This is a genomic window from Arthrobacter antioxidans (genome assembly GCF_023100725.1).
Lineage (GTDB): Bacteria > Actinomycetota > Actinomycetes > Actinomycetales > Micrococcaceae > Arthrobacter_D > Arthrobacter_D antioxidans.
In genome coordinates this window covers 862,330-883,217 of record NZ_CP095501.1, presented here as the reverse complement: position 1 = coordinate 883,217, position 20,888 = coordinate 862,330, and the positions used below count along the sequence as shown (strand labels likewise).

Here is a 20,888-nt window from a genome sequence, read left to right as displayed (position 1 = left end):
GTCGAACGGTTTGTTTTCCGGCCGATCATCGCTATTGTTGCTGCTGGCACTGCAGGGTCTCCGTGGGGGAAGCACCCTGCCCGGTCCCGAGGGACCGTGCCCCGGGCGCCCACGGTTGCGCTTCGCAACCGTGGGCCGCCCGAACTAGGCTGACGGGACATTCCCGCCAGCAAAGGTGAAGCATGCGCTACGTGAAACTCGGCTCGACCGGGCTCGACATCTCCCCGCTCGCCCTCGGCTGCATGAGCTACGGCTCCCCCGACCGCGGCAACCACGCCTGGACCCTGCCGGAAGAGCAGAGCCGCCCCCTGATCCGCGCCGCCGTGGAGGCGGGCATCAACTTCTTCGACACCGCCAACGTGTACTCGGACGGTTCCAGCGAGGAGATCGTGGGCCGCGCGCTGGCCGACTTCACGCGCCGCGAGGACACCGTGATCGCCACCAAGGTCCACGGGCGCATGCACGAGGGGCCGAACGGCGCCGGGCTCTCGCGCAAGGCGATCCTGACGGAACTGGACAACAGCCTGCGCCGCCTCGGCACCGACTACGTGGACCTCTACCAGATCCACCGGTTCGATCCGGCGACTCCCCTGGAGGAGACCCTGGAGGCACTGCACGACGCCGTGAAGGCGGGCAAGGTGCGCTACCTCGGGGCGTCCTCGATGTTCGCCTGGCAGTTCTCGAAGGCGCTCTACCTGCAGCGCATCAACGGCTGGACCCGCTTCGTCACCATGCAGGACCACTACAACCTGATCAACCGCGAGGAGGAGCGCGAGATGTACGGACTGTGCGCGGACCAGGGCATCGGCGTCCTGCCGTGGAGCCCGCTCGCGCGCGGGAAGCTCACCCGTCCGTGGGACGAGACGACGTCGCGCTCGGAATCGGACCAGTTCGGCAGGACGCTCTACGGCACCCTCGACGCCGACCGCCGCGTGGCCGACGCCGTCGGGACCGTGGCGGAGGCCCGCGGCGTCACCCGCGCCCAGGTGGCCCTCGCCTGGGTGTCGCGCAATCCCGTGGTGTCAGCGCCGATCGTCGGGGTCGGCAAGCCCCGGCACCTCGAGGACGCCCTCGCGTCCCTCGACCTCGACCTGACGGACGCCGAGGTCCTCGCCCTCGAGGAGCACTACGTGCCCCACCCCCTCGTCGGGTTCTGATGCCGGTCCGCCCCAGCGTCCGCTGACCCGCATGCCCGCCCGCCTCGTCGTCCACCCGGACCTCGTCCTCGTCAATGGCCGCGTCTTCGACGGCCGGTCCCTCCACCCCACCGCGACGGCGGTCGCCGTCACCGGCGGCACCGTCTCGGCGGTCGGGACGGACGCGGAGGCCCTGGCCGCGGCCGGACCGCGCACCGACGTCGTCGACCTGCGGGGACGCCTGCTCACGCCCGGCTTCACGGACGCCCACGCGCACACCTTCATGGGCGGCATCGAGGCCCTCGCGTGCAATCTCGCGGACCACCGCGGGGCCGCCGGGGTGCAGCGCGCCGTGGCCGCCTATGCCGACGCGACGGACGGGCAGGACTGGATCACCGGGGCCGGCTGGTACAAGGGCGACTACGACGGCGGGTTCCCCGACGCCCGCGTGCTCGACGCCGTCGCGCCGCACCGGCCGGTCTACCTCATCAACCGGGACCACCACAGCGCCTGGGTCAACACGGCGGCGCTCGGGCGGGCGGGCATCGACGGGCGCACCCCCGACCCGCCGGACGGGCGGATCGGCCGCCGCGCCGACGGATCGGCGAGCGGCATCCTGCACGAGGGGGCCATGGCCCTCGTCGCCCGGCTGCTGCCGCCGATCACCCGGGCCGCCGTCGAGGCCGGCATCCTGCACGGCCAGCGCCACCTCCACGCCCTCGGCGTGACGGGGTGGCAGGAGGCCATCATCGGCGAGTACGCCGGCTATCCCGACGCCGCGCCCGCCTACCGCTCGCTTGCGGCCTCCGGCCGGCTGACGGGCCGGGCGACCGGCGCGCTCTGGGTGCCCCGGGGCCTCACCGTGCAGGACGTCCCGGACCTGATCAAGGACTTCAGCGAGCGCCGACGCGTCAATGCGGAGGCGGGTTTCCCGACGTCGAGCGCCAAGATCATGGTCGACGGCGTGCCCGAGAACCGGACCGCTGCGCTCCTGGACCCCTACGAGCCCGTCGGCTGCGGTTGCGTGGCTCCTTCCCCGACCGAGGCCGACCGCGGCCCCACCTATCTGCCGCCGGAGGTGCTCGACGCCGTCGTCGCCGCCCTGCAGGCCGCGCGGTTCGACCTCCACCTGCACGCCATCGGCGACCGCGCCGTCAGGACGGGCCTCGACGCCGTCGCGCATGCCCGGGCCCACGTGCCGCCCGACGGCTCCTGGCGTCCGCGGCACACCATGGCCCACGTGCAGCTGGTGCATCCCGAGGACGTCCCGCGCTTCGGCGACCTCGGGGTGACCGTCAATGCGCAGGCGCTCTGGGCCTGCAGCGACGAGCAGATGCGGTCCCTCACGGTGCCCCTGATCGGCGAGGACCGGGCGCGGTGGCAGTACCCGTTCGCGTCGATGGTGTCCGGCGGGGCGCCGCTCGCCATGGGCTCCGACTGGTCCGTGTCCGACGCCGATCCATGGCAGGCCATCCATGTCGCGGTCAACCGGACGCACCCCGACCATCCGGGCATCCCGCCCCTGGTGCCGGGGGAAGCGCTGACCCTCGAGGCGGCGCTGTCCGCGTACACGGCGGGTTCCGCCCGGGTCACCCGGTCCACGGCGGGCAGGGTACGCGCAGGCCTGCCCGCGGACCTCGCGGTGCTGACCGTCGACCCGTTCGGCGTCGACGCCTCGGACCTGCACACGGTGGCGGTGGACCTGACGATCGTGGGTGGGCGCGTGGTCTTCGAGCGGTAGCAGGAGATCTCACCGGCGGGTCACCGGCAGGTCACCAGCGGCGGAACCCGCCCTCGGTGCTGAGCACCTGACCCACCATCCAGCGGCCCTCGTCGCTCAACAGCCAGGCGATGAGCCGTGCCGGGTCGTCCGGCTCGCCGAAGCGCCCGGACGGGCAGTGGGCGAGGACGCCCTGCAGCACCTCCGACGGGCGGTCCGTCGTGTCCTCGTCCAGGTACCCGGTGTTCACCGGCCCCGGGTTGACGGTGTTGAGCAGGATGCGCCGGTCCACGAGGTCGTCGGCGACCGACGCCGTCAGCCCGGCGAGCGCGGCCTTGGACGCCGCGTAGGCGATCTCCCCGGACATGGGGCCGGCCACCTGGCCGGAGGTCATCCAGAGGACGCGGCCGCCCTCCCGACCGTCGTGCTGGTCGGCGAAGTGCTTCGTCGCCAGGAGGGTGGACCGCGTGTTGACCTGCCAGTGCGCGTCCAGGTCCTGCCACGAGATCTCGCCGAGCCGCCCGTCACCCCCACTCCTCGCATGGTTGCAGACGAGGCCGTCCAGGTGACCGAGGGCTCCCGCCGCGGCCGCGATGAGCTGTTCGGCGCCGTCGGGCTCAGCGAGGTCGATCTCCGCGTGGGCGAGCCCGGCGCCGTCCCGCAGCCGACCGCGGATGCCGGCGACGACGTCGTCGATGCTGTCCGCACCCCAGGGCTGCTCGTCGTCGTGCGGGGCGAAGTGGTGGAGGAACAGGTTGGCGCCCATCGCGGCGAGGCGGGAGGCGACGGCGTAGCCGATGCCCCGGCGCCGGCTCACCCCGGTGACCACGAACGTGCGCCCCGACAGGGCGGAGGTGGAGTCCATGGCCCCAGCCTAGGTGCGCCGGCTTCGCTAGGCTGGAGGCACCACCCATCGTCCTGCTGCGCCGAGGAGATCCATGCGTCCGACCACGAGAATCGGCGTCCTGATGGCGGGCGCGGGTGCGGTCCTCGGGCTGGCCGGCTGCGCGGGCGGGCCCGTGCTCGACGTGCTGGAGCAGGACCAGGCGGAGCAGGACGTCCTGACCATCCAGACGGACCTCGACGGCATCGACCTCGCGACCACGCGGTTCCTCGCCGAGCAGGACGGCGTCGAGTACTTCGCGGCCCGGCCGACCGCCGGCAGCGCGAGCGAGGACACCGTGTGCCTCCTCGCGGAGGAGGGCATCGGGGTGGGCCTGGAATGTGCGCCGCTCGAGCGCGGGACGGCCGGCCCGGTGATGCGCGACAGCAGGGCCACGGTGGTGCTGCTGCCGGACGACATCGACCGCAACGCCATCACGGACGACGGCTTCGGGCTGCTGCACCCCAATCTCGCGATCCGGCCGGCCGACGCAGGGTAGTCCGGCACCCGAGGGAGCACGCCCCCGGGCAGGAAGGGGTGGACACTCCTGTCCCGGCCGTGCCTAGCATGGGAGCACCATGAACGGACGACGGCGGAGGGGCCATGGCGGTTGCAGGGGATGACGGCGGCGAGCTGATCGTCGGAGACGTCACGCACACGGGCGGCCGGGCCCTCGCGGTGGGCCTGACCTCCTCGGCGGACGGCGAGGGCCGGCCGGCGGTCAGTGTCGGCTGGGTGGAGCAGGGCCAGCAGCTCGAACTCACCCTGGACGAGGCCGCGGCCCTGCGGGACGAGCTGACGCGCATCATCGACGACGCCTCGGGGGCGTGACGCCGGGCGGTTCCCTCAGGCCTGCACCGTCAGGCCTGCACCTGGGTCTGCCCCACGGTGATCCTGTGGTTCTGCTCGCACTGGAACACGGCGAGCGTGCCGGGTGGGACCGGCCCTTCCGCGGGCCACTGATCCTCGCCGAGTTCGACGAGCGTGGAACCGCAACTGGGGCATCGTGCATCCATCAGGGTCCTTCCTTCCTCCGTGAACCGATGGTCGCCGCCACCAGGCCCGCAGCGGCGGCGCCCACGACGACCGTCCCCCAGGGGAACGGGGGCCTGCCAGGAATGGAGCGCGTGGACGGGTCCTCGCCCGAGCGCAGGACGGGCAGCCGTTCGACGGCGTGTGAGGCGCGTTCCAGTGCCGAACCGGCCCGGTGCAGCACCGGGGTCACCTTTCCGGGCGCGCCGGGCAGCGCCCGGTCCACGACGTCGCGGGCCCGGTCGAGGGCCGAGAGCGGCAGGGCGGCGACGACGTTCCCGGGCGGGCGTCGCGCCACCACGGGGTGGGCCCGGGTGGGGGCGATCCGGCGGACCAGCTCCCAGAGCACGCCGAGGACCTGCAGGTCGCGGCGGGAGATCCGCGCCTGCAGCCGCGGGAGGAGGGCGTCCTCCTCGTCGCGGACGTCGTCGTCGAGCACCTCGGTGAGCCGCCCCAGGACGTCCGCGCGCCCGGGCGCGCCGGCCGGAAGCTTCTCGAGCGTCCTCACGAGCTCGTTGACCTCCTGGTGTTCCTGTTCCACCTGGAGGGTGAGCGCGTCGCCGTCGGGCAGGACGCGGCGCATCACGGGCCACAGTACTGATTCCTCCGCGAAGGCGTGCGGGAACACGAGGCGGTAGATCTCCAGCAGGACCCGCGCCTGTTCCTCGCCGCCGGTGCCCCTCAACCGGCCCATCAGATCGTGGAGGCGTATGTGGTCCTCCTTCTGCCGCACGAGCACGCTGAGCGGCCCGCCGAGCTGATCGGTGGTCTGGTCTGCGATCGAGGGATGCACTGGTCTCCTGGTACCTCTCGGGTCGGTGGCGGACGGCGTCCCTCCATCTCTACCCCCGGACCGCTGCCCGCGGCAGGAGCGATCGTCACTGGAGGGCGCCGCCGCAGGTGCCTATAATCAGGCGTGCTCACCGCCGGCGTGGATCTCGCAGCAGAATCGAAGGGCACCGCCCTCGCAGTACTCGACTGGTCCCGGCCCACGGTCACCGTGGACGTACGCCTCGGCGTCCGGGACGCCGAAATCGCACGGGTGGCCCCCGACGTCGACCGCCTCGGGATCGACTGCGCCTTCGGATGGCCCGACGACTTCGTCACCTTCGTCACGCGCCACGCCGAGGGCCTGCGCGTGGACGGGGGTGCGGACGAGGGCCTGGCGTGGCGCCGCCGCCTGGCCTACCGGGCGACGGACCGCGTGACCCGTGACATCACGGGCCGCTGGCCGCTGAGTGTCGCCACGGACCGGCTCGGCCTCACGGCGATGCACTGCGCCGTGCTGCTGGACGCGATCGGTGACGCCCTCGGCACCCCCGTGGACCGTGCCGGCGGCGGGACCGCCGTGGAGGTGTATCCCGCCGCCACGCTGCGGGGCTGGGGCCTCGACACCCGCGGATACAAGACCGACCACGGCGTGCGTGAGGCCCTCCTGGACCGGCTCCTGGCAGGGGCGCCGTGGCTGGACCTCCGGAGTGCCGACCGGCACCTCATGATCTCCTCGGACGACGCCTTCGACGCCGTGATCGCCGCCCTCGCCGCCCGTGCTCACGCCCTCGGCCGGACACATCCGGTGCCGCCCGGGTATCGGGAGCAGGCGCGCCGGGAGGGCTGGATCGCCCTGCCCGTGGGACGGTTGGAGGAGCTCGCACCGGAGGGTGCGCGGCCCGGGGACGAGGGGTAGGAGGCGGTCATGGACCTGACCGAACGGGCCGGCGCCCTGTACGTCCTGCCGCTCGACCGCTTCACGGCCGCCCGCAACGCTGCGGCGAAGGAGGCGGCGAAGGACGGCGAGAAGGACCTCGCCGCCGCCCTCCGCGCGCTCCCCAAGCCGTCGTCGGCCGCGTGGCTCGTCAACGTGCTCGTCGACCGTCGGCGCGGCGAGGTGGAGCAGGTGCTGGAGCTCGCCGCGTCCCTCGAGGAAGCGCAGGCGAGCCTCGACCGGGCCCAACTGCACGCGCTCGGCCAGCAGCGGCAGCGGCTCCTCGCCGCCGTCGCCCGCCAGGCGCTGGACGCCGCCGCAGAGGTGGGGCACGACGTCGGTCCCGCGGCGCTCCCCGACGTCGAGCAGACCCTGCGCGCCGCCCTCGCCGATCCCGCGGCGGCGGCCGCCGTCCTGACCGGGCGGCTCGTGCGCCCCCTCCAGGCGAGCGGCTGGGATCCGGTGGACCTCGACGGCGCCGTCGCGGGCCCCTTCACGGCGCCGGCGTCCGGTCCGGCGGGAGCGGGGGGAACCGGCGACGACGACGGCAAGCCGCACACGACGCCGCGGAGACCCTCCGCACGTCAGCGTGAGAAGGCCGAGGCGGGGCTCGCCGCTGCACGCGAAGCGCTCACCGACGCGCGGGCCCGGCTGGCGACGGCGGCAGAGGCGACGGAACGCATCAGGGTGCGGCGGGAGGGGCTGAGCGCCTCGATCGAGGACCTCGAGGAACGCCTGGGTGCGCTGCGTCGTGAGCTGGCCGACGCCGACGAGCAGGTCTCCGCACTGGCCCGCGAGACGGAAGCCGCTACGCGTTCAATGGAGGAGGCGGAAGCGGCGGAGGAGACGGCCCGGACGCTGCTGGACGGCTGACGCCGTCCGCTTGTCCGGTCAGGAAACGTCCGCGTCGTCGAGCAGGGCAGCGCCGACGGGCAGGTGCGTCCAGACTTCCCGCTGCGCACGGTTCGCGAACGTGTGGAGGACGCGGCGATCGCCGGCGGAGAAGCCGTGGGGGTGCTGATCGAGGATGCAGAAGGTCCCGATGTTCCACCCTCCGGGGCCGCGCAGCGGATACGCCGCGTAGAACCTCAGGGAGGGCTCGCTGACCACCAGCGAATGGTGACGGAAACGCTCGTCGCCCACCGTATCGGGAAGGACGAGGGGCGCGGACGTGCGGATGACCTCGTCACAGAAGCTCTCCCGCCTGGGCAGGAGCCGACACAGGGGCCCCACCGACGCTTTGAGGAACTGATGGTCCGCGCCGATCAGGGAGACGCTCGCCGAGCTCACATCGAACGTATCGCGGGCCTCGACCACGAGGGCGTCGAGCGCCGGGGCCGGACCGGAGGCGAGCAGGCCGCTCGCGGTGAGCGAGCGCAGGCGCTCGGTCTCGGCCTCCGCGTCGGTGAGCAACCAGGCCGCTGCGGCGCTGATGCTCGGGCCGTCGGCGGTCCGGGCACTACCCATCGAGTCCAGGACGTAGGGCACGCAGCTGGGCAGGTCCCGGTCCCAGAACATCTCGTTGATCGAATGCGCGAGGATGTCCCGGTCGAGATCGGTGATGCCCGGGTCGGCGTGGCTCTGATCGGAGTACAGGAAGCGGACCATCTGCGCCTCGGTCAGCCGTCCGCCCATCGCGCAGCAGCGGAGCCACACCTGCTCGGGGGAGAAGCCGCCCGCCGACAACGCGGTGAGCATCAGCTCCAGTTGGACCTGGTGCACGGCTTCTCCTCGAGCTACTGGGTCATGCTGTCCCCCAAGAAGATCAGCATGCTTATGGTTACACGGTAGCCCAGGATCGGGTCGAGGAGAAGTACGGGCTCATTTTCAGCGCAATCCGGCAGCGGGAGCCACCAGCTGCACGATGTTCCCGAGGAGCGCGGCATTGAAATCCACACCCAGCTGGTTCGGGATGGTCACCAGAAGCGTGTCGGCCGCCTGCACCGCCGCATCGGCGGCGAGCTCTGCGGCGATGACGTCGGGGGCACCGATGTAGCTGCGGCCGAAACGGGACCGGGCGCCGTCAAGGATTCCCACCTGATCCCGTGATTCGCGCTGGGCGCGGACACCGAAGTAGTACTCGTCGGTCTCGCTGACGATCGGCAGGATACTGCGACTGACGGAGACCCTCGGGGTCCACCCGTGACCCGCCTCCGCCCATGCCTTGCGGAAGACGGCGATCTGCTCGGCCTGCAGCTCGTCGAAGGGGACGCCCGTGTCCTCGGTGAGAAGGGTCGAGCTCATGAGGTTCATCCCCTGCTCCCCCGCCCACTGGGCCGTGGCCCTTGTGCCCGACCCCCACCAGATACGCTCCGGCAATCCCGGCGAGAGCGGGTCGATCGGGAGCCTGCCGGTACTGCCGGACATCCGCGGGTTGGGATCGGCGATCCCGGAGCCCGCGATCGCCTGACGGAAGAGCAACGCCTTGTCGCGTGCCATGCGCGCCTCGTCGGAGCCCTCCGCGGGGGAATAGCCGAAGGCGCGCCAGCCGTCGAGGGCGGTCTCGGGAGATCCGCGACTGATCCCGAGCTGCAGGCGGCGATTGCTGACGAGGTCGGTGACGGCGGCTTCCTCCGCCATGTAGAGCGGGTTCTCGTAGCGCATGTCGATGACGCCGGTCCCCAGTTCGATGGTCTTCGTCCGCGCGGCCATCGCCGCGAGCAGCGGGAAGGGCGCCGAATACTGGGGTGCGAAATGGTGCACGCGCAGGTAGGCGCCGTCCACGCCGAGCTCCTCGGCCGCCACGGCCAGCTCGATGGCCTGGACAAGGGCCTCCTGCGCGGTGGGGACGAGCGAGCCCCGCACATCCTGGTAGTGGCCGAAGGACAGGAACCCGATTTTCGTCATGCCGGGTGCAGCGCTCGGGAGGACGTCCCCATTCCCGCCCGGGGTCCGGGGAGCGGGTGGCTCCGAGCGCACGCCGGCCCTCCACCTCGACCGCTGCGGACTACGCGGGGCTCTCGATCGGATGGCCCGTGCCATGTTCGATCCACGGCCCGGTCCCCACGTCCGGGCAGGAGGCCCGCATGGCTGTCGCAGTGGTCTCGTTGTCGGCCGACCGGCCTCCGTACGTCGACCTGCTCATGGTGATGTCACGGTCCACGCGGCCGTCGCTCCAGGGTGCGTCGGAGCGGAAGCCGCGAGCCTCGCGACGCAGCCATCGGGTGATGCGCGGTCACGCGGTCACGCGGTCACGCGGAACGCGATCGGCGCATGATCCCGGGTCGACCAGGTCCGGGCGTGCCGCAGCACGGTGCCCAACCGGGTGACGGCGGAGGACGACCCGGCAGTTCCGGCATCGGAGAACGACGCCATGCCTCCGTCCAGGGTCGAAGCCTCCGCGGCGGCTTCCCGGAGATGGTGTTCGCCCCTGATGTCGACGACCAGCTCGTCGAGTCAGTCAGCTGCACGGCTCCGCTGCTCGTCCCGCTCCACGTGAGCAACAGCGCGGACCTGGGCGATGACGGCGATGACGTCGCCCTGGACGGACTCGATGGTTTCCGGCTTCCTGCTCATCCTGGAATCCTATGGACAGCACGCAGCCCAGCAGCGGCGGCCCGCTCGCGGCCGCCAGGTCCACGGTTGCTCGTATGATCGTCTGATGCCCGAGATCCAGCAGCTTCCTGCAGCCGAGACCGGCACGGCGAGCCTCACCCTGGCGCGGACCATCACCGAGCTCTTCGCGCCGACCGTGCTCGTGGGGGTACTGCTCCTCGCCCAGCCCTGGCTCACGTCCGGAGTCACCCTGCTTCAGGCTGCGACAGCGGCAGTGTTCACCGTGGGCCTGCCCTTCGCGCTGATCCTCGTGCTGAAGCACCGCGGCACCGTGACCGATCACCACGTCAGCGTCCGCGAGCAGCGCGCGCCGATCCTGGTCGCGGCGGCGCTCTCCCTGGGGGCCGGAGCTCTTCTGCTGGCCCTCCTGGACGCGCCCGCCGCACTCTTCGGCGAGATCGGTGGCGTCTTCATCGGCCTGGTGCTGTGCCTCGTGGTGAACCTCGCATGGAAGCTTTCCGTGCATGCCGCTGTCGCTGCGTATGTCGCACTGGCCCTGCTGGCCCCTGTTCCGCTCATCGGTCCGGCGCTCGCCCTGCTGCTCGCATCATCGGTGGGCTGGTCGAGGATCCGGCTCGGCGCGCACACGCCCGGGCAGGTCCTGGCCGGCCACGCCGTGGGCTGCCTGGCGTTCGTGACCGCGGCGCTCCTCCTGCCCTGACGGCAGCCCCTGCGCCGTGAGCACGAGCAGGGCCTGGCGGTGGGCGGGGCTGCGCAAGCTCCGATCCCGCGCCCCCGCCCACCGGCCCGCGTGCAAGACGGCGACGATCCCCATCACGGCCTACGCCCACGTCCGTCTCACGGTCACCGATATCGACGCCTCCCGCGCGTTCTACGACGCCCTCTTCGGGCTGCCCGTCGCCTTCGCGGTACCGGAGGACGCGGACGCGGAGACGTGTGGACAGCTCGGCTTCCTGTTCGGCGGCGTGATCTACCGGCTCGGGGACACCCTGCTCGGTCTGCGGCCGATGGCGGACGACGCCTTCGACGAGAACCGCGTGGGCCTCGACCACCTCGCCTTCACCGTGGAGGACAAGGACGTGCTCGACGACGCCGTGAAGCAGTTGGACGACCGCGGTATTCAGCACGCCGGGGTGAAGGACATCGACATGGGTCACATCCTGGAATTCCGGGACCCGGACGGCATCGCGCTCGAGCTCTTCGCACCTACGGCCTAGGGACGGAACCCGCCCGCCCGGTCCTCGGCCGGACGATCAGCTCGTGCTGTTGACCTCGAGCTCGGCCTGGTCGGCGAGGCGTCGGAGCTGCAGGAGCTCACGGGGGCCCAGACGCCGGGGCTCGGTGTCGAGGATGCACAGACTGCCCACGAACCAGCCGCCGGGTCCACGCAACGGCACGCCCGCATAGAAGCGGATGAAGGGCGGGCCCACGACGAAGGGGCTGTTCTGGAAGCGCACGTCCTCTAGCAGGTCGGGCACCACCAGCGTGTCCTCGCTCTCGATGGTCACATTGCAGAATGCGGCCTCCCGCGGGACGGTGCGGGGGAAGGACCCCACGAAGGACTTGAGGTACTGCCGGTCCTCGGCGATGAGCGAGATGATCGCCGTCGCCACCGCGAAATGGATCCGGGCGTGACGCGTCAGGCGGTCGAAGCGTTCCTCGTCGCCGGAATCGAGGAGGTTCGAACGATGAAGGGAACGCAGCCTCTCGCGTTCGGCCGCACGGGCCGTGAGCGACGCCGGCAGTTCCGGTGGGAGCGGTGCGACAAGGGCTAAGGGGGTGGGCAAGAAGAAGTCCGCTCAAGTGGGGGGGTGGGAGACCATCCGTTGACCAAAGCAACGGATATATCCATACTGGCTGACCGACCTCAAGCCGACGGCCGCAAACGGCACTGCGAACCTGAAGTTTTGGCGAACCTTTCCTTGCATGCCGCCCGCCCCCCTGAGCCTGGCAGGCGAGGCAGAGGGTCGGTAATCGCTCTTGTGTTCTATTTCATATGGAATACAATAGAACACATGTTCTATACCACGCCTGGGAAGTCCTCCTCCGGCGCTTATATGCCGGCAGTGACCGCTTCCACCGTGCGTGGATGGATCGCGGATCTGGCCCCTCGACCGTCCGCGGCTCGTGGTTCCACGCCGGCCCCCTCCCCTGCAGGGCCTGTCGGCACTGCAGATTCCGTCGACACCGCTGAACCCGTCGAGGGCTACGAGGAGTCGTTGGTCTCGCGCATACGAGCGCTCGAGGACCTGAAGAGTGCGGTGGCGGCAGACCAGGCGCGCACGGCCCTGGCGCTGGATACCGCCCGACGACGCGCTGAGGCGTCCGCCGGCATGCCGGCCGACCAGCGCGGCCGGGGCGTGGGCGCAGAAGTCGCCCTGGCAAGGAGGGAGTCCCCGCACCAGGGCTCGCGACTGCTGGGGTTGGCCCGGACGCTCGTCGCCGACATGCCCCACACCCTCGCGGCCCTGGAGTCCGGCGTCATCAACGAGTGGCGAGCAACGCTGATCGTCCGTGAGACCATCTGCCTCAGCGCCGAGAACCGGCACGCCATGGACACGGAGTTGGCGGCTCACCCGGGAGCCCTCGAAGGCGTCGGGACCCAGGGACTGAAGAACAGGGCGCGGAAGATCGCCCTGCGGCTGGAGCCCGAAGCCGCTGTTGCCAGGGCCCGCAAGGCTGCGACCGAGCGCTACGTCAGCTGCCGGCCTGCCCCGGACACCATGGCCTACCTGACTGCGTTGCTTCCCGCCGCCGAAGCCATCAGCGCCTACTCTGCCCTGTCCCGCCATGCCGACGCTCAGCTCAATGCCGGGGACGATCGGGGGCGCGGACGGGGACAGCTGATGGCCGATGCCGTCGTCGAACGCCTGACCGGCGCACCCGCGGGATCGGTCCGGACCGACGTGCAGCTGATCATGACCGACCGCACCCTGCTGCAAGGTGACAGTGAACCGGCGTACCTGCCGGGGTACGGGTCTGTTCCGGCGCAGTACGCCCGGGACCTCCTCCGGAGCTGTCCCGGGAATCAGGGAGGTTCGGGGGCGAACACGGCGGACGTCCGGGACGCGCAGGACTCTCAGGACAGCAAGGCCGGCCGCCGTATGAGCGGTCGGGGCACCAGCAGTACCGGTGGGGGTGGGGCCGGCGGCGGGGACAGTAGTACCAGCGGGGCCGGTGGGGCCGGCGGTGACCGCAACGCCGGCGAGACCAGTCGCACCAGCGGGGCCGGCAGTGGCCGCAGCGCCGGCGGGGCCGGTAGTACCGGCGGGGCCGATAGTACCGGCGGGGCCGATAGCACCTCCGACCGCGCCGCTCAGGCGTGGCTCCGGCGGCTCTACACCGCCCCGGACACCGGAGAACTGGTGGCAATGGATTCCCGGGCCCGGCTCTTTCCACCCGGGCTCCGCCGCCTGATCGCCGCGAGGGACGCGACCTGCCGAACCCCGTACTGTGACGCGCCGATCCGGCATACCGACCACATCGTCCCGTGGCGCCTCTCCGGCTCCACGAGCGCCGATGGTGGGCAGGGACTGTGCGAGAGCTGCAACTACGTCAAGGAGGCTCTCGGCTGGTCGTCGCAACCACTGCCCGGAGGACGACACGCCATCGAACGGCGCACTCCCACCGGGCACGCGTACGTCTCGAAAGCGCCACCCCTACCGGGAACGCCCCCGCCTGGAACGTCCCTGTCGAGGAGGACACCCCGGCCGGTGCATTCGGTGATCGACTTCATCCTTTCCCCGTTCGCCGCGTGACGACCGCGCAGTGGACCCCGCATCCCGACGGGCCCGTCGCGTCGGATGAGCAGTTCCTCAGTTCCTCAGTTCCTCAGTGCCGTGGGACTTCCGGCCCTGTGTCGCGGCGTCGAATGTGCCTATAGTCCTGCAGCGTGAATGGATTGCCGCTTCCGCAACGCCTCGCCCGGTCCGTCGGGGTGAGCCCCCTCTCGGAGAAGGTGGCACACACGCAGGAGGTCCTGTACGGCCCGCTGATCGGCTGGGCACGGCGCAGCCCGTTCCACACCGGCGTCCTCGGCCACTCGATCCATCCGCTGCTCACCGACGTGACGCTCGGGTGCTGGCTGAGTGCATCCATCCTCGATCTGGCCGGCGGGGAACAGTCCCGCAGCGGTGCCACGCTCCTGGTCGGAACCGGGGTGGTGGCCGCCGTGCCGACGGCCCTGTCGGGCGCCGGTGATTGGGCGGGCATGGAAGGAGCGGAACGCCGCATCGCTGCAGTGCACGCACTGGGCACGGACCTCGCCGTCTTCCTTCTCCTGGGGTCGCTGATCGCCCGCAGGCGCGGACGCTTCGCCCTGGGCACGAGCCTTGGACTCGCCGGGAACGTGATCGTGGCAGGATCCGGGTTCCTCGGCGGCCATCTCGCTCTCAATCGCGGGACCGCCCGGCGGACCGCATCAGCCACCGATGGAAGCACGGCCGACAGATCCTGAGGGTCCGGTTGCATGGCGACGGACACGGCACAAAGGACACGGCACAGAGGACACGGCAGGAGCGAGGACAGCCCCGGCACCGTGAACGGCAGCGCCGCACGACGGACGCGGACGTCCGCCGAGGCACGACGGCAGGCGACGACGGCGGGCTGGGCAACCCGCCGTCGTCGTGTCATCAGAATCGGCCGGCGGAATCAACCGTCGAAATCAGCCGTCAGAACCAACCGTCAGGGCAGCTTCACCGCCAGGACGTTGCAGCGCGCCGACAGCAGGATGGTCTGCGCCGTCGAGCCCATGATCAGCTTGCCCACGGGCGTCCGGTGCCGCAGCCCGATCACGATCAGCTCGGCGCCCAGTTCCTCCGCCGTGTCCACGACCTCCTCGGCCGCCGTGGCCTCGGAGATACTGTGGCGGACCGAGAACGGCACGCCGGTGGCCCGGAGCAGGGCGTCGAGCTTCGAGACGTCCTCGTCGTCGGCGTAGGCCGGGTTCACGAGGCGGTCGGCGCGCGTGGTGTTGATGACCACGAGGTCGGCCTCCCTCCGGCCGGCCTCCTCGACGGCCGCGGAAACGGCAGCCTCCCCCAGGGCGTTGGGCACGTAGCCCACCACGATCGTGCTCATCGGTCGGTGTCCTCTCGGTTGGGCTGGTCTGCCGGCGTCGCGGAGGTCGGCGGCGCGGTGCTCGTGACCCCGGCCTCGGATCCGCTTCCCCGCGCGACGGAAGGAGCGCCGGAATCGGCTGCGGCATGAACGCCGGAGTCGGCGCCGGTGTCGGCGCTCGTGTCGGCATTGGCAGCCACCATGGCCTCGAACTGCCGCTGACGGCGCTTGAGCAGGAGGGACAGCGCGAAGATGACGATCAGGACCACGTAGATCGTCGCCGCAACCGGTGACTGGATGAGCGCCACCGGATCACCCTGCGAGATCGCGAGCGAGCGCCGCAGCTGGCTCTCGAAGATGGGCCCCAGGATCAGGCCCACCACCATCGGCGCGATCGGATAGCCGTAGCGGCGCATGAAGAACCCGAGGATGCCCACGATCAGCAGGATGATGACATCGATCGGCGTGAAGTTCACCGAGAACGCACCCAGCACCGCGAACACCAGGATGCCCGCGTACAGGTAGGGCCGCGGGATCTGCAGGATCTTGACCCAGATGCCAACGAGCGGCAGGTTCAGCACCAGCAGCATCAGGTTGCCGACGTAGAGGCTCGCGATGAGCGCCCACACGAGCGTGCTGTTGGACTCGAAGAGCTGCGGCCCCACCGGGATCTGGTAGCGCTGGAACGCCACGAGCATCATGGCGGCGGTCGCCGTCGTCGGGATGCCGAGCGTCAGCAGCGGGACGAGGACGCCGGCGGCCGCCGCGTTGTTCGCCGCCTCCGGACCGGCCACTCCCTCGATGGCACCCTTGCCGAACTGCTTCTTGTGCTCGCCCTTCGCGAGCTTGCGCTCGGAGGCGTAGGAGAGGAACGTCGCCACATCGGCGCCGCCCGCAGGGATGGTGCCCACGGGGAACCCGATCAGGGTGCCGCGGAGCCACGGCTTCCAGGACCGGCGGAGATCCTCCTTGCGGAGCCAGCTGGTCCAGCCCCCGGTGACCGGGATGACCTTGATGGGTCCGTGGCGCAGACGCGAGGCCACGTAGAGGGCCTCGCCGACGGCGAACAGCGCGACGGCCACGAGGACGACGTCGATCCCGTCCGCCAGGAACGGGCTGCCGAACGTGTACCGCTGCTGGGCGGTGAGCGCGTCGAAGCCGACGAGCGCGATGAACAGGCCGAGCCCCAGGGACGCCAGGCCGCGCAACGCGGAGGATCCGAGGAGCGCACCGACCGTCAGGAACGCGACGACCATGAGGGCCACGTACTCGACGGGGCCGATCTGCACGGCGAACGCGGCCACGTACGGTGCCACGAAGCTGAGCAGCACCGTGGCGATGGTGCCTGCCACGAACGAGCCGACCGCCGCCGTCGCCAGCGCCGCCGCGCCCCGCCCGGCCTTGGCCATCTTGTTGCCCTCGAGCGCCGTGACGATCGAGGACGACTCCCCCGGGGTGTTCAGCAGGATCGAGGTCGTGGACCCGCCGTACATGCCGCCGTAGTAGATACCGGCGAAGACGATGATCGACGCCGTCGGCTCGAGGCTGTAGGTGATGGGCATGAGCAGCGCGACGGTCATGGCCGGGCCGATGCCCGGCAGGACGCCGACCGCCGTGCCGACGAGCACGCCGCCGAGCGCGAAGAGCAGGTAGATGGGCTGCATCGCCGTGGCGAAGCCCTCCATCAGCAGGAAGAAGTTATCCACCGAACACACCGAACCCTTCGAGGAAGCCCGGGGGCAGCGAGACACCGAGGAGCCCGGCGAAGACGAACTGCAGCACCAGGGCCAGGACGACGGCGGTCACCAGGTTGCGCCACCACGGGCGGGCGCCGAGGGACCAGGCTGCGCCGAAGAACAGGATCGCGGCGGCGAGGGGCCAGCCGAGCGGGACGATCAGGAAGGCGTGCAGCAGCACGAACCCCGCGAGCTTCCCGACGGTCAGCCAGTCGGTCTTCGCCTCGAGGTCCACGTCCTCGCCCTCGTCCGCCGCACCCCGGTGACCGCGGAGCACCTGGAACACCAGGCCCGCCCCGACCACGAGGAGCAACGCGGAGACGGCGAACGGGAAGGCCCGTGGCCCGATGTCACTGGCCGACGGCGGCGTCTGGATACCGGCGCCCGCCACGAAACCGAGCACACCGATGCTCACGATGATGAGTGCGAAGACCAGCTCACCGATCGGCTTCCCGGGAGCGGCGGCCGTGCCGCTCCCGGCGTTCTGGACCGAGGTACTCATGGTCTACAGCAGTCCGATGTCGGTGAGGGTCGTCTTGACGCTCGCGATGTCCTCGTCGAGGAAGGTCTCGAACTCCTCGCCCGCCAGGAACGCGTCGGCCCAATTGTTCTCCTCGAGGGTGGCCTTCCAGGTGTCGGTGGCGTGCAGGTCGGTGACGAGCTGCGTGAGGGCCTCCGCCTGGGCGTCGTCGATGGTGCCGGGGGCGACGACGCCGCGCCAGTTGGTCAGCACGAGGTCGATGCCCTCCTCGGTGAGGGTCGGGGTGTCGGGCAGCTGGGGTGCGGCGTCCTCGCCGGACACCGCGAGCGCGCGCAGCTTGCCGGCATTCACCTGCTCGGCGTACTCCCCCACGCCGGAGATGCCCACGTTGACCTTGTTGCCGAGCAGGGCGGCGAGTGACTCGCCGCCGCCCGAGTACGGGATGTAGTTCAGGTTCTCGGGCGCGATGCCGGCTTCCTTCAGGACGGAACCGGCGAGGATGTGGTCCGCGCCGCCGGCCGAGCCACCCGTGATGGAGACACCCTGACCCTTGGCCTCGATGTCGTCGAGCAGGTCCTGCACGGTCTGGTAGGGCGAATCCGCAGGCACCACGATCACGAGGGGCTCCTCGGTGAGGCGGGCGATCGGCGTGGTGTCCTCGATGCGGTTGGCCGCGTTGTTGGTCTCGACGGCGCCGACCATGACGTAGCCCATGACCATGAGGGTGTTCGGATCCGTCTCGGTGGCGAGCTTCGCGAGGCCGTTGGTGCCGCCGGCGCCGCCGACGTTGACGACGGACGCGTTGCCCACGAGCTCGTTCTCCTTGAGGTCGGTCTCCATGGCCCGGCCCGTCTGGTCCCACCCTCCCCCGGGGTCGGCGGGGACCACGATGTTGAGTTTCTCGATGGTTCCTTCCGCCTCCCCGGCGGTGGTGCTCTCCGTCATCGAGCCGCAGGCCGAGAGGGCGAGTGCGGAGGCGAGGGCGAGGGCGGTGAGGGTCGAACGGCGCGCCGTTGTGCGATCGATCGTCATGGTTCTTCTCTTCCTTGAGAGGTACTGCGGATGGACTGCCAGATGTGATGCGGGTCACCACTGCTGACCTCAGGCTAGGAACCCCGCCGAGCGGCGGTAAAGCATGCGGTCGTAGTGCTCGTAGTGGTCTTTGTGGTCACGACCGCTCGGCGAAACAGACGATTGTGACGCGACGGCGCGTGTCACACTATGGGGATGATCAGGACGCTGCCTCTTCGATCGCAGCTCTTCCTGCTGCAGCTGGCCATCGTGCTCGTCATCGTCGCCGTCGCCGGGTCCACCGCCGTCACCATGCAGCGGCTGCAGATCCGGGAGCAGTACCAGGACCGCATGGTGGGCGTCGCGCAGTCCGTCGCACAGCTGCCCTCCGTGATCGAGGCGTTCGGCCAGGAGGACCCCAGCGCGACCATCCAGCCGATCGCCGACCTCATCCGCCAGTCCACGGGGGTGACCTACGTCGTCGTCACCGATGCCGAGGGCATCCGGTACTCCCACCCCAACCCTGCGCTGATCGGCGAGGCCGTCTCCACCGATCCCTCCGTCCCGCTCTCGGGGAAGACCTTCGTGGGCACACAGACCGGCACGCTCGGCGAGTCCTGGCGCGTCAAGGTCCCCGTGTACGAGGACGGCACCACCGCCGGGGACATCATCGGCACCGCCTCGGTGGGTGTCCTCGAGTCCGAGCTGGACGCCGTCCTCTACGAGGACCTCCCCCGCCTGCTCGCCTGGCTGATCGTCGCGGCGCTGGTCGGCTCCGCCGGCGCCATCTGGATCTCGCGACTCGTCTGGCGGCGCATCTACCGCCTCGAACCCGAGCAGATCGCCTCCCTCCTCGAGACGCGCGACGCCATGATCCACGGCATCAGCGAGGGCCTGGTCGCCGTCGACGCCCACCACAGGATCGCGCTCCTCAACGACGAGGCGAAGCGGCTCCTCGGTCTCGACGACGACGCCACGGGCCGCCCCGCCGCGGATGTCATGGAACCCGCCCTCGCCCGGCTCCTCACCGACCCCGCGGACACCGACGAGACGGTGCTCTCCGGGGAGCGCGTGCTGCTCGCCCGCACCTCCGACGCCCTCGTGGACGGCGTCCGCGTGGGGCGGGTCATGATCCTCCGCGATCGCACCGAGCTCTACCAGCTGCTCACCGACCTCGACGGCGAGCGCGACGCCACGCAGGCCCTCCGCGCGCAGGCGCACGAGTTCGCGAACCGCATGCACACCATCTCCGGCCTGCTGGAGCTCGGCCGCACCGAGCAGGCCGTGGACTTCATCCAGCGGTCCGGGCACGGCGGGTCCCTGGTCTCCGGCTCGATCGCCCCGGGCATCCGGGACCCGGACGCCGCGAGCCTGCTCATGACCAAGAGCACCATCGCCGCGGAGAAAGGCATCACCCTGTCCATCGACGACACCTCCACGCTGGAGTCCGACGGCACCACCGACGTGGTCACCATCCTCGGCATCCTGATCGACAACGCGCTGGAGGCCGTGGCCGACGGCGGTCCGGGGCAGGTCTCCGTACACCTCGACACGACCGACGACGGCGTGCGCATCACGGTCTCCGACAACGGTCCCGGCGTCCCGCCCGAGGACGTCGCCGGCATCTTCTCCTCCGGGTACTCGACGAAGGACGGCGGCCGGACCGGGACCCGCGGCTTCGGCCTCGCGCTCGTGGACCGGATCGCGCGCCGGCGCTCCGGGCACGTCGTCGTCGACTGTTCCGAGCTCGGCGGTGCCGAGTTCACGGTCTGGCTCGCGCCGTCGCTCGCCGACGTGCCCCGCCCCACCCTGCAGGTGCCGTGAGCTCCCCCGCGCTGATCCCCACCCTCGTGGTCGACGACGACCACGAGGTCGCCGGCATCCACACCGGGTTCCTGCTGGCCCACGGCGCCTTCGACGTCGTCGGCGCCGCGCACACCGGCGCCCGCGCCCTCGACCTCGTGCAGGAGCTGCAGCCCCGGCTCGTGCTGCTGGACATCCACCTCCCGGACATGTCCGGGATCGAGGTGCTCCGGGCCCTGCGGAACCGGCCGGGCGAGCCCCTCGACGTCATGGCGATCACCGCCGCCCGCGAGCTCGACACCGTACGGGCCGCGGTGGCCGGCGGCGTGCTGCACTATCTCGTGAAGCCCTTCGGCGCCGCGGTCCTGAACCAGCGGCTCGACCACTACGTGGCGTACCGGCGCGAGCTCGACGCCCAGGCCGGGGACAGCGCGCCGGCGCTGGACCAGCACCGGATCGACCAGCTCCTCGGCACGACGGCGGGAGCGGGCGGTGCGCTGTCGGGGCCGAGGGAACCGACCGGTAACACCACGCTCGCTCCCCCGAAGGGACTCTCCGCGCCGACGCTCGACGCCGTCGTCCTGGACCTGGCGGGGCAGGGCCGCGGGACGTCGGCGTCCGAGGTCGCAGCCCGGCTCGGCATGGCCCGCGTGAGTGCCCGTCGCTACCTCGAGTTCCTGGTCTCGCGCGGGCAGGCGCGGATCGTCCCGCAGTACGGGTCCGCGGGCCGGCCCGAGAAGTTCTACGTGTGGACGGACGGCGCTACCCGCGGCTGAGGGGTTGCGGGGAGGAGTCGCGGCCGGCACC

General features: G+C 71.1%; 22 protein-coding genes. 12 read left to right on the top strand and 10 right to left on the bottom strand.

The window, feature by feature from the left end; translation table 11 throughout:
• Positions 1 to 182 precede the first annotated feature (182 nt).
• Positions 183 to 1,157 (top strand): aldo/keto reductase, encoded by a 975-nt coding sequence (locus tag MWM45_RS04170; protein ID WP_247828367.1) that lies wholly within the window; start codon positions 183 to 185, stop codon positions 1,155 to 1,157.
• 31 nt (positions 1,158 to 1,188) lie between these two features.
• Positions 1,189 to 2,877, top strand: coding sequence for an amidohydrolase (locus MWM45_RS04165; RefSeq protein WP_247828366.1), 1,689 nt, complete (start codon positions 1,189 to 1,191; stop codon positions 2,875 to 2,877).
• A gap of 31 nt (positions 2,878 to 2,908) precedes the next feature.
• On the opposite strand, the gene MWM45_RS04160 is transcribed toward MWM45_RS04165, so the two are convergent.
• Positions 2,909 to 3,721, bottom strand: coding sequence for an SDR family oxidoreductase (locus tag MWM45_RS04160; protein WP_247828365.1), 813 nt, complete (start codon positions 3,719 to 3,721; stop codon positions 2,909 to 2,911).
• A gap of 73 nt (positions 3,722 to 3,794) precedes the next feature.
• Between MWM45_RS04160 and MWM45_RS04155 the strand changes: the two genes are divergently transcribed.
• Both MWM45_RS04155 and MWM45_RS04150 read left to right on the top strand, forming a co-directional pair.
• Positions 3,795 to 4,238 (top strand): hypothetical protein, encoded by a 444-nt coding sequence (locus tag MWM45_RS04155; RefSeq protein ID WP_247828364.1) that lies wholly within the window; start codon positions 3,795 to 3,797, stop codon positions 4,236 to 4,238.
• A 104-nt stretch (positions 4,239 to 4,342) separates the two neighbouring features.
• Positions 4,343 to 4,570, top strand: a complete 228-nt coding sequence (locus MWM45_RS04150) for a hypothetical protein (protein WP_247828363.1) — start codon at positions 4,343 to 4,345, stop codon at positions 4,568 to 4,570.
• Positions 4,571 to 4,599: 29 nt separating this feature from the next.
• Here MWM45_RS04150 and MWM45_RS04145 read toward each other — a convergent pair whose 3' ends face one another.
• Positions 4,600 to 4,755, bottom strand: a complete 156-nt coding sequence (locus MWM45_RS04145; protein WP_247828362.1) for a hypothetical protein — start codon at positions 4,753 to 4,755, stop codon at positions 4,600 to 4,602.
• Entirely contained in the window at positions 4,755 to 5,564 is an 810-nt protein-coding gene (locus tag MWM45_RS04140) for a hemerythrin domain-containing protein (protein ID WP_247828361.1), read from the bottom strand. Before MWM45_RS04140 ends, MWM45_RS04145 begins: the two co-directional genes overlap by 1 nt.
• 123 nt (positions 5,565 to 5,687) lie before the next feature.
• On the opposite strand from MWM45_RS04140, the gene MWM45_RS04135 reads away from it, so the two are divergent.
• Both MWM45_RS04135 and MWM45_RS04130 read left to right on the top strand, forming a co-directional pair.
• Positions 5,688 to 6,458: a DUF429 domain-containing protein gene (locus MWM45_RS04135; protein ID WP_247828360.1), complete on the top strand. Its 771-nt coding sequence runs from the start codon at positions 5,688 to 5,690 to the stop codon at positions 6,456 to 6,458.
• A gap of 9 nt (positions 6,459 to 6,467) precedes the next feature.
• Positions 6,468 to 7,349: a hypothetical protein gene (locus tag MWM45_RS04130; RefSeq protein WP_247828359.1), complete on the top strand. Its 882-nt coding sequence runs from the start codon at positions 6,468 to 6,470 to the stop codon at positions 7,347 to 7,349.
• An 18-nt stretch (positions 7,350 to 7,367) separates the two neighbouring features.
• Here MWM45_RS04130 and MWM45_RS04125 read toward each other — a convergent pair whose 3' ends face one another.
• Entirely contained in the window at positions 7,368 to 8,198 is an 831-nt protein-coding gene (locus tag MWM45_RS04125; protein ID WP_247828358.1) for a GAF domain-containing protein, read from the bottom strand.
• 105 nt (positions 8,199 to 8,303) lie between these two features.
• Entirely contained in the window at positions 8,304 to 9,323 is a 1,020-nt protein-coding gene (locus MWM45_RS04120) for an LLM class flavin-dependent oxidoreductase (RefSeq protein ID WP_247828357.1), read from the bottom strand.
• Positions 9,324 to 10,077: 754 nt separating this feature from the next.
• Here MWM45_RS04120 and MWM45_RS04115 point away from each other — a divergent pair.
• Positions 10,078 to 10,692 (top strand): phosphatase PAP2 family protein, encoded by a 615-nt coding sequence (locus MWM45_RS04115; protein WP_247828356.1) that lies wholly within the window; start codon positions 10,078 to 10,080, stop codon positions 10,690 to 10,692.
• Positions 10,693 to 10,708: 16 nt separating this feature from the next.
• Positions 10,709 to 11,209: a VOC family protein gene (locus MWM45_RS04110; protein WP_247828355.1), complete on the top strand. Its 501-nt coding sequence runs from the start codon at positions 10,709 to 10,711 to the stop codon at positions 11,207 to 11,209.
• A gap of 36 nt (positions 11,210 to 11,245) precedes the next feature.
• Here MWM45_RS04110 and MWM45_RS04105 read toward each other — a convergent pair whose 3' ends face one another.
• Positions 11,246 to 11,779: a GAF domain-containing protein gene (locus tag MWM45_RS04105; protein WP_247828354.1), complete on the bottom strand. Its 534-nt coding sequence runs from the start codon at positions 11,777 to 11,779 to the stop codon at positions 11,246 to 11,248.
• Between the two features lie 432 nt (positions 11,780 to 12,211).
• On the opposite strand from MWM45_RS04105, the gene MWM45_RS04100 reads away from it, so the two are divergent.
• On the top strand, positions 12,212 to 13,750 hold the full coding sequence (locus MWM45_RS04100; protein WP_247828353.1) for an HNH endonuclease: 1,539 nt from the start codon (positions 12,212 to 12,214) through the stop codon (positions 13,748 to 13,750).
• A 134-nt stretch (positions 13,751 to 13,884) separates the two neighbouring features.
• Complete coding sequence (locus MWM45_RS04095) at positions 13,885 to 14,448, top strand: DUF2231 domain-containing protein (RefSeq protein WP_247828352.1); 564 nt, start codon at positions 13,885 to 13,887, stop codon at positions 14,446 to 14,448.
• 227 nt (positions 14,449 to 14,675) lie between these two features.
• Here MWM45_RS04095 and MWM45_RS04090 read toward each other — a convergent pair whose 3' ends face one another.
• Genes MWM45_RS04090 through MWM45_RS04075 form a run of 4 tightly spaced genes read right to left on the bottom strand, consistent with a single transcriptional unit; the run spans position 14,676 to position 18,299 of the window.
• Positions 14,676 to 15,071 (bottom strand): universal stress protein, encoded by a 396-nt coding sequence (locus MWM45_RS04090; RefSeq protein WP_043444211.1) that lies wholly within the window; start codon positions 15,069 to 15,071, stop codon positions 14,676 to 14,678.
• Entirely contained in the window at positions 15,068 to 16,756 is a 1,689-nt protein-coding gene (locus MWM45_RS04085; protein ID WP_247828351.1) for a tripartite tricarboxylate transporter permease, read from the bottom strand. Before MWM45_RS04085 ends, MWM45_RS04090 begins: the two co-directional genes overlap by 4 nt.
• Positions 16,749 to 17,288, bottom strand: a complete 540-nt coding sequence (locus MWM45_RS04080; RefSeq protein WP_247828350.1) for a tripartite tricarboxylate transporter TctB family protein — start codon at positions 17,286 to 17,288, stop codon at positions 16,749 to 16,751. The genes MWM45_RS04085 and MWM45_RS04080 overlap by 8 nt, the downstream gene beginning before the upstream one ends.
• Before the next feature lie 3 nt (positions 17,289 to 17,291).
• Entirely contained in the window at positions 17,292 to 18,299 is a 1,008-nt protein-coding gene (locus MWM45_RS04075) for a Bug family tripartite tricarboxylate transporter substrate binding protein (protein WP_247828349.1), read from the bottom strand.
• Positions 18,300 to 18,494: 195 nt separating this feature from the next.
• Between MWM45_RS04075 and MWM45_RS04070 the strand changes: the two genes are divergently transcribed.
• Together MWM45_RS04070 and MWM45_RS04065 are read left to right on the top strand one after the other, a co-directional pair.
• Positions 18,495 to 20,102 (top strand): ATP-binding protein, encoded by a 1,608-nt coding sequence (locus MWM45_RS04070; protein ID WP_247828348.1) that lies wholly within the window; start codon positions 18,495 to 18,497, stop codon positions 20,100 to 20,102.
• Positions 20,099 to 20,857 (top strand): response regulator, encoded by a 759-nt coding sequence (locus tag MWM45_RS04065; RefSeq protein WP_247828347.1) that lies wholly within the window; start codon positions 20,099 to 20,101, stop codon positions 20,855 to 20,857. Before MWM45_RS04070 ends, MWM45_RS04065 begins: the two co-directional genes overlap by 4 nt.
• Positions 20,858 to 20,888 lie beyond the last annotated feature (31 nt).

Coding starts and splice junctions, on each gene's coding strand:
- MWM45_RS04075 (WP_247828349.1), bottom strand. CDS start 18,299: ATGACGATCGATCGCACAACGGCGCGCCGTTCGACCCTCACCGCCCTC.
- MWM45_RS04130 (WP_247828359.1), top strand. CDS start 6,468: ATGGACCTGACCGAACGGGCCGGCGCCCTGTACGTCCTGCCGCTCGAC.
- MWM45_RS04070 (WP_247828348.1), top strand. CDS start 18,495: ATGATCAGGACGCTGCCTCTTCGATCGCAGCTCTTCCTGCTGCAGCTG.
- MWM45_RS04160 (WP_247828365.1), bottom strand. CDS start 3,721: ATGGACTCCACCTCCGCCCTGTCGGGGCGCACGTTCGTGGTCACCGGG.
- MWM45_RS04115 (WP_247828356.1), top strand. CDS start 10,078: ATGCCCGAGATCCAGCAGCTTCCTGCAGCCGAGACCGGCACGGCGAGC.
- MWM45_RS04080 (WP_247828350.1), bottom strand. CDS start 17,288: ATGAGTACCTCGGTCCAGAACGCCGGGAGCGGCACGGCCGCCGCTCCC.
- MWM45_RS04150 (WP_247828363.1), top strand. CDS start 4,343: ATGGCGGTTGCAGGGGATGACGGCGGCGAGCTGATCGTCGGAGACGTC.
- MWM45_RS04120 (WP_247828357.1), bottom strand. CDS start 9,323: ATGACGAAAATCGGGTTCCTGTCCTTCGGCCACTACCAGGATGTGCGG.
- MWM45_RS04170 (WP_247828367.1), top strand. CDS start 183: ATGCGCTACGTGAAACTCGGCTCGACCGGGCTCGACATCTCCCCGCTC.
- MWM45_RS04145 (WP_247828362.1), bottom strand. CDS start 4,755: ATGGATGCACGATGCCCCAGTTGCGGTTCCACGCTCGTCGAACTCGGC.
- MWM45_RS04165 (WP_247828366.1), top strand. CDS start 1,189: ATGCCCGCCCGCCTCGTCGTCCACCCGGACCTCGTCCTCGTCAATGGC.
- MWM45_RS04090 (WP_043444211.1), bottom strand. CDS start 15,071: ATGAGCACGATCGTGGTGGGCTACGTGCCCAACGCCCTGGGGGAGGCT.
- MWM45_RS04155 (WP_247828364.1), top strand. CDS start 3,795: ATGCGTCCGACCACGAGAATCGGCGTCCTGATGGCGGGCGCGGGTGCG.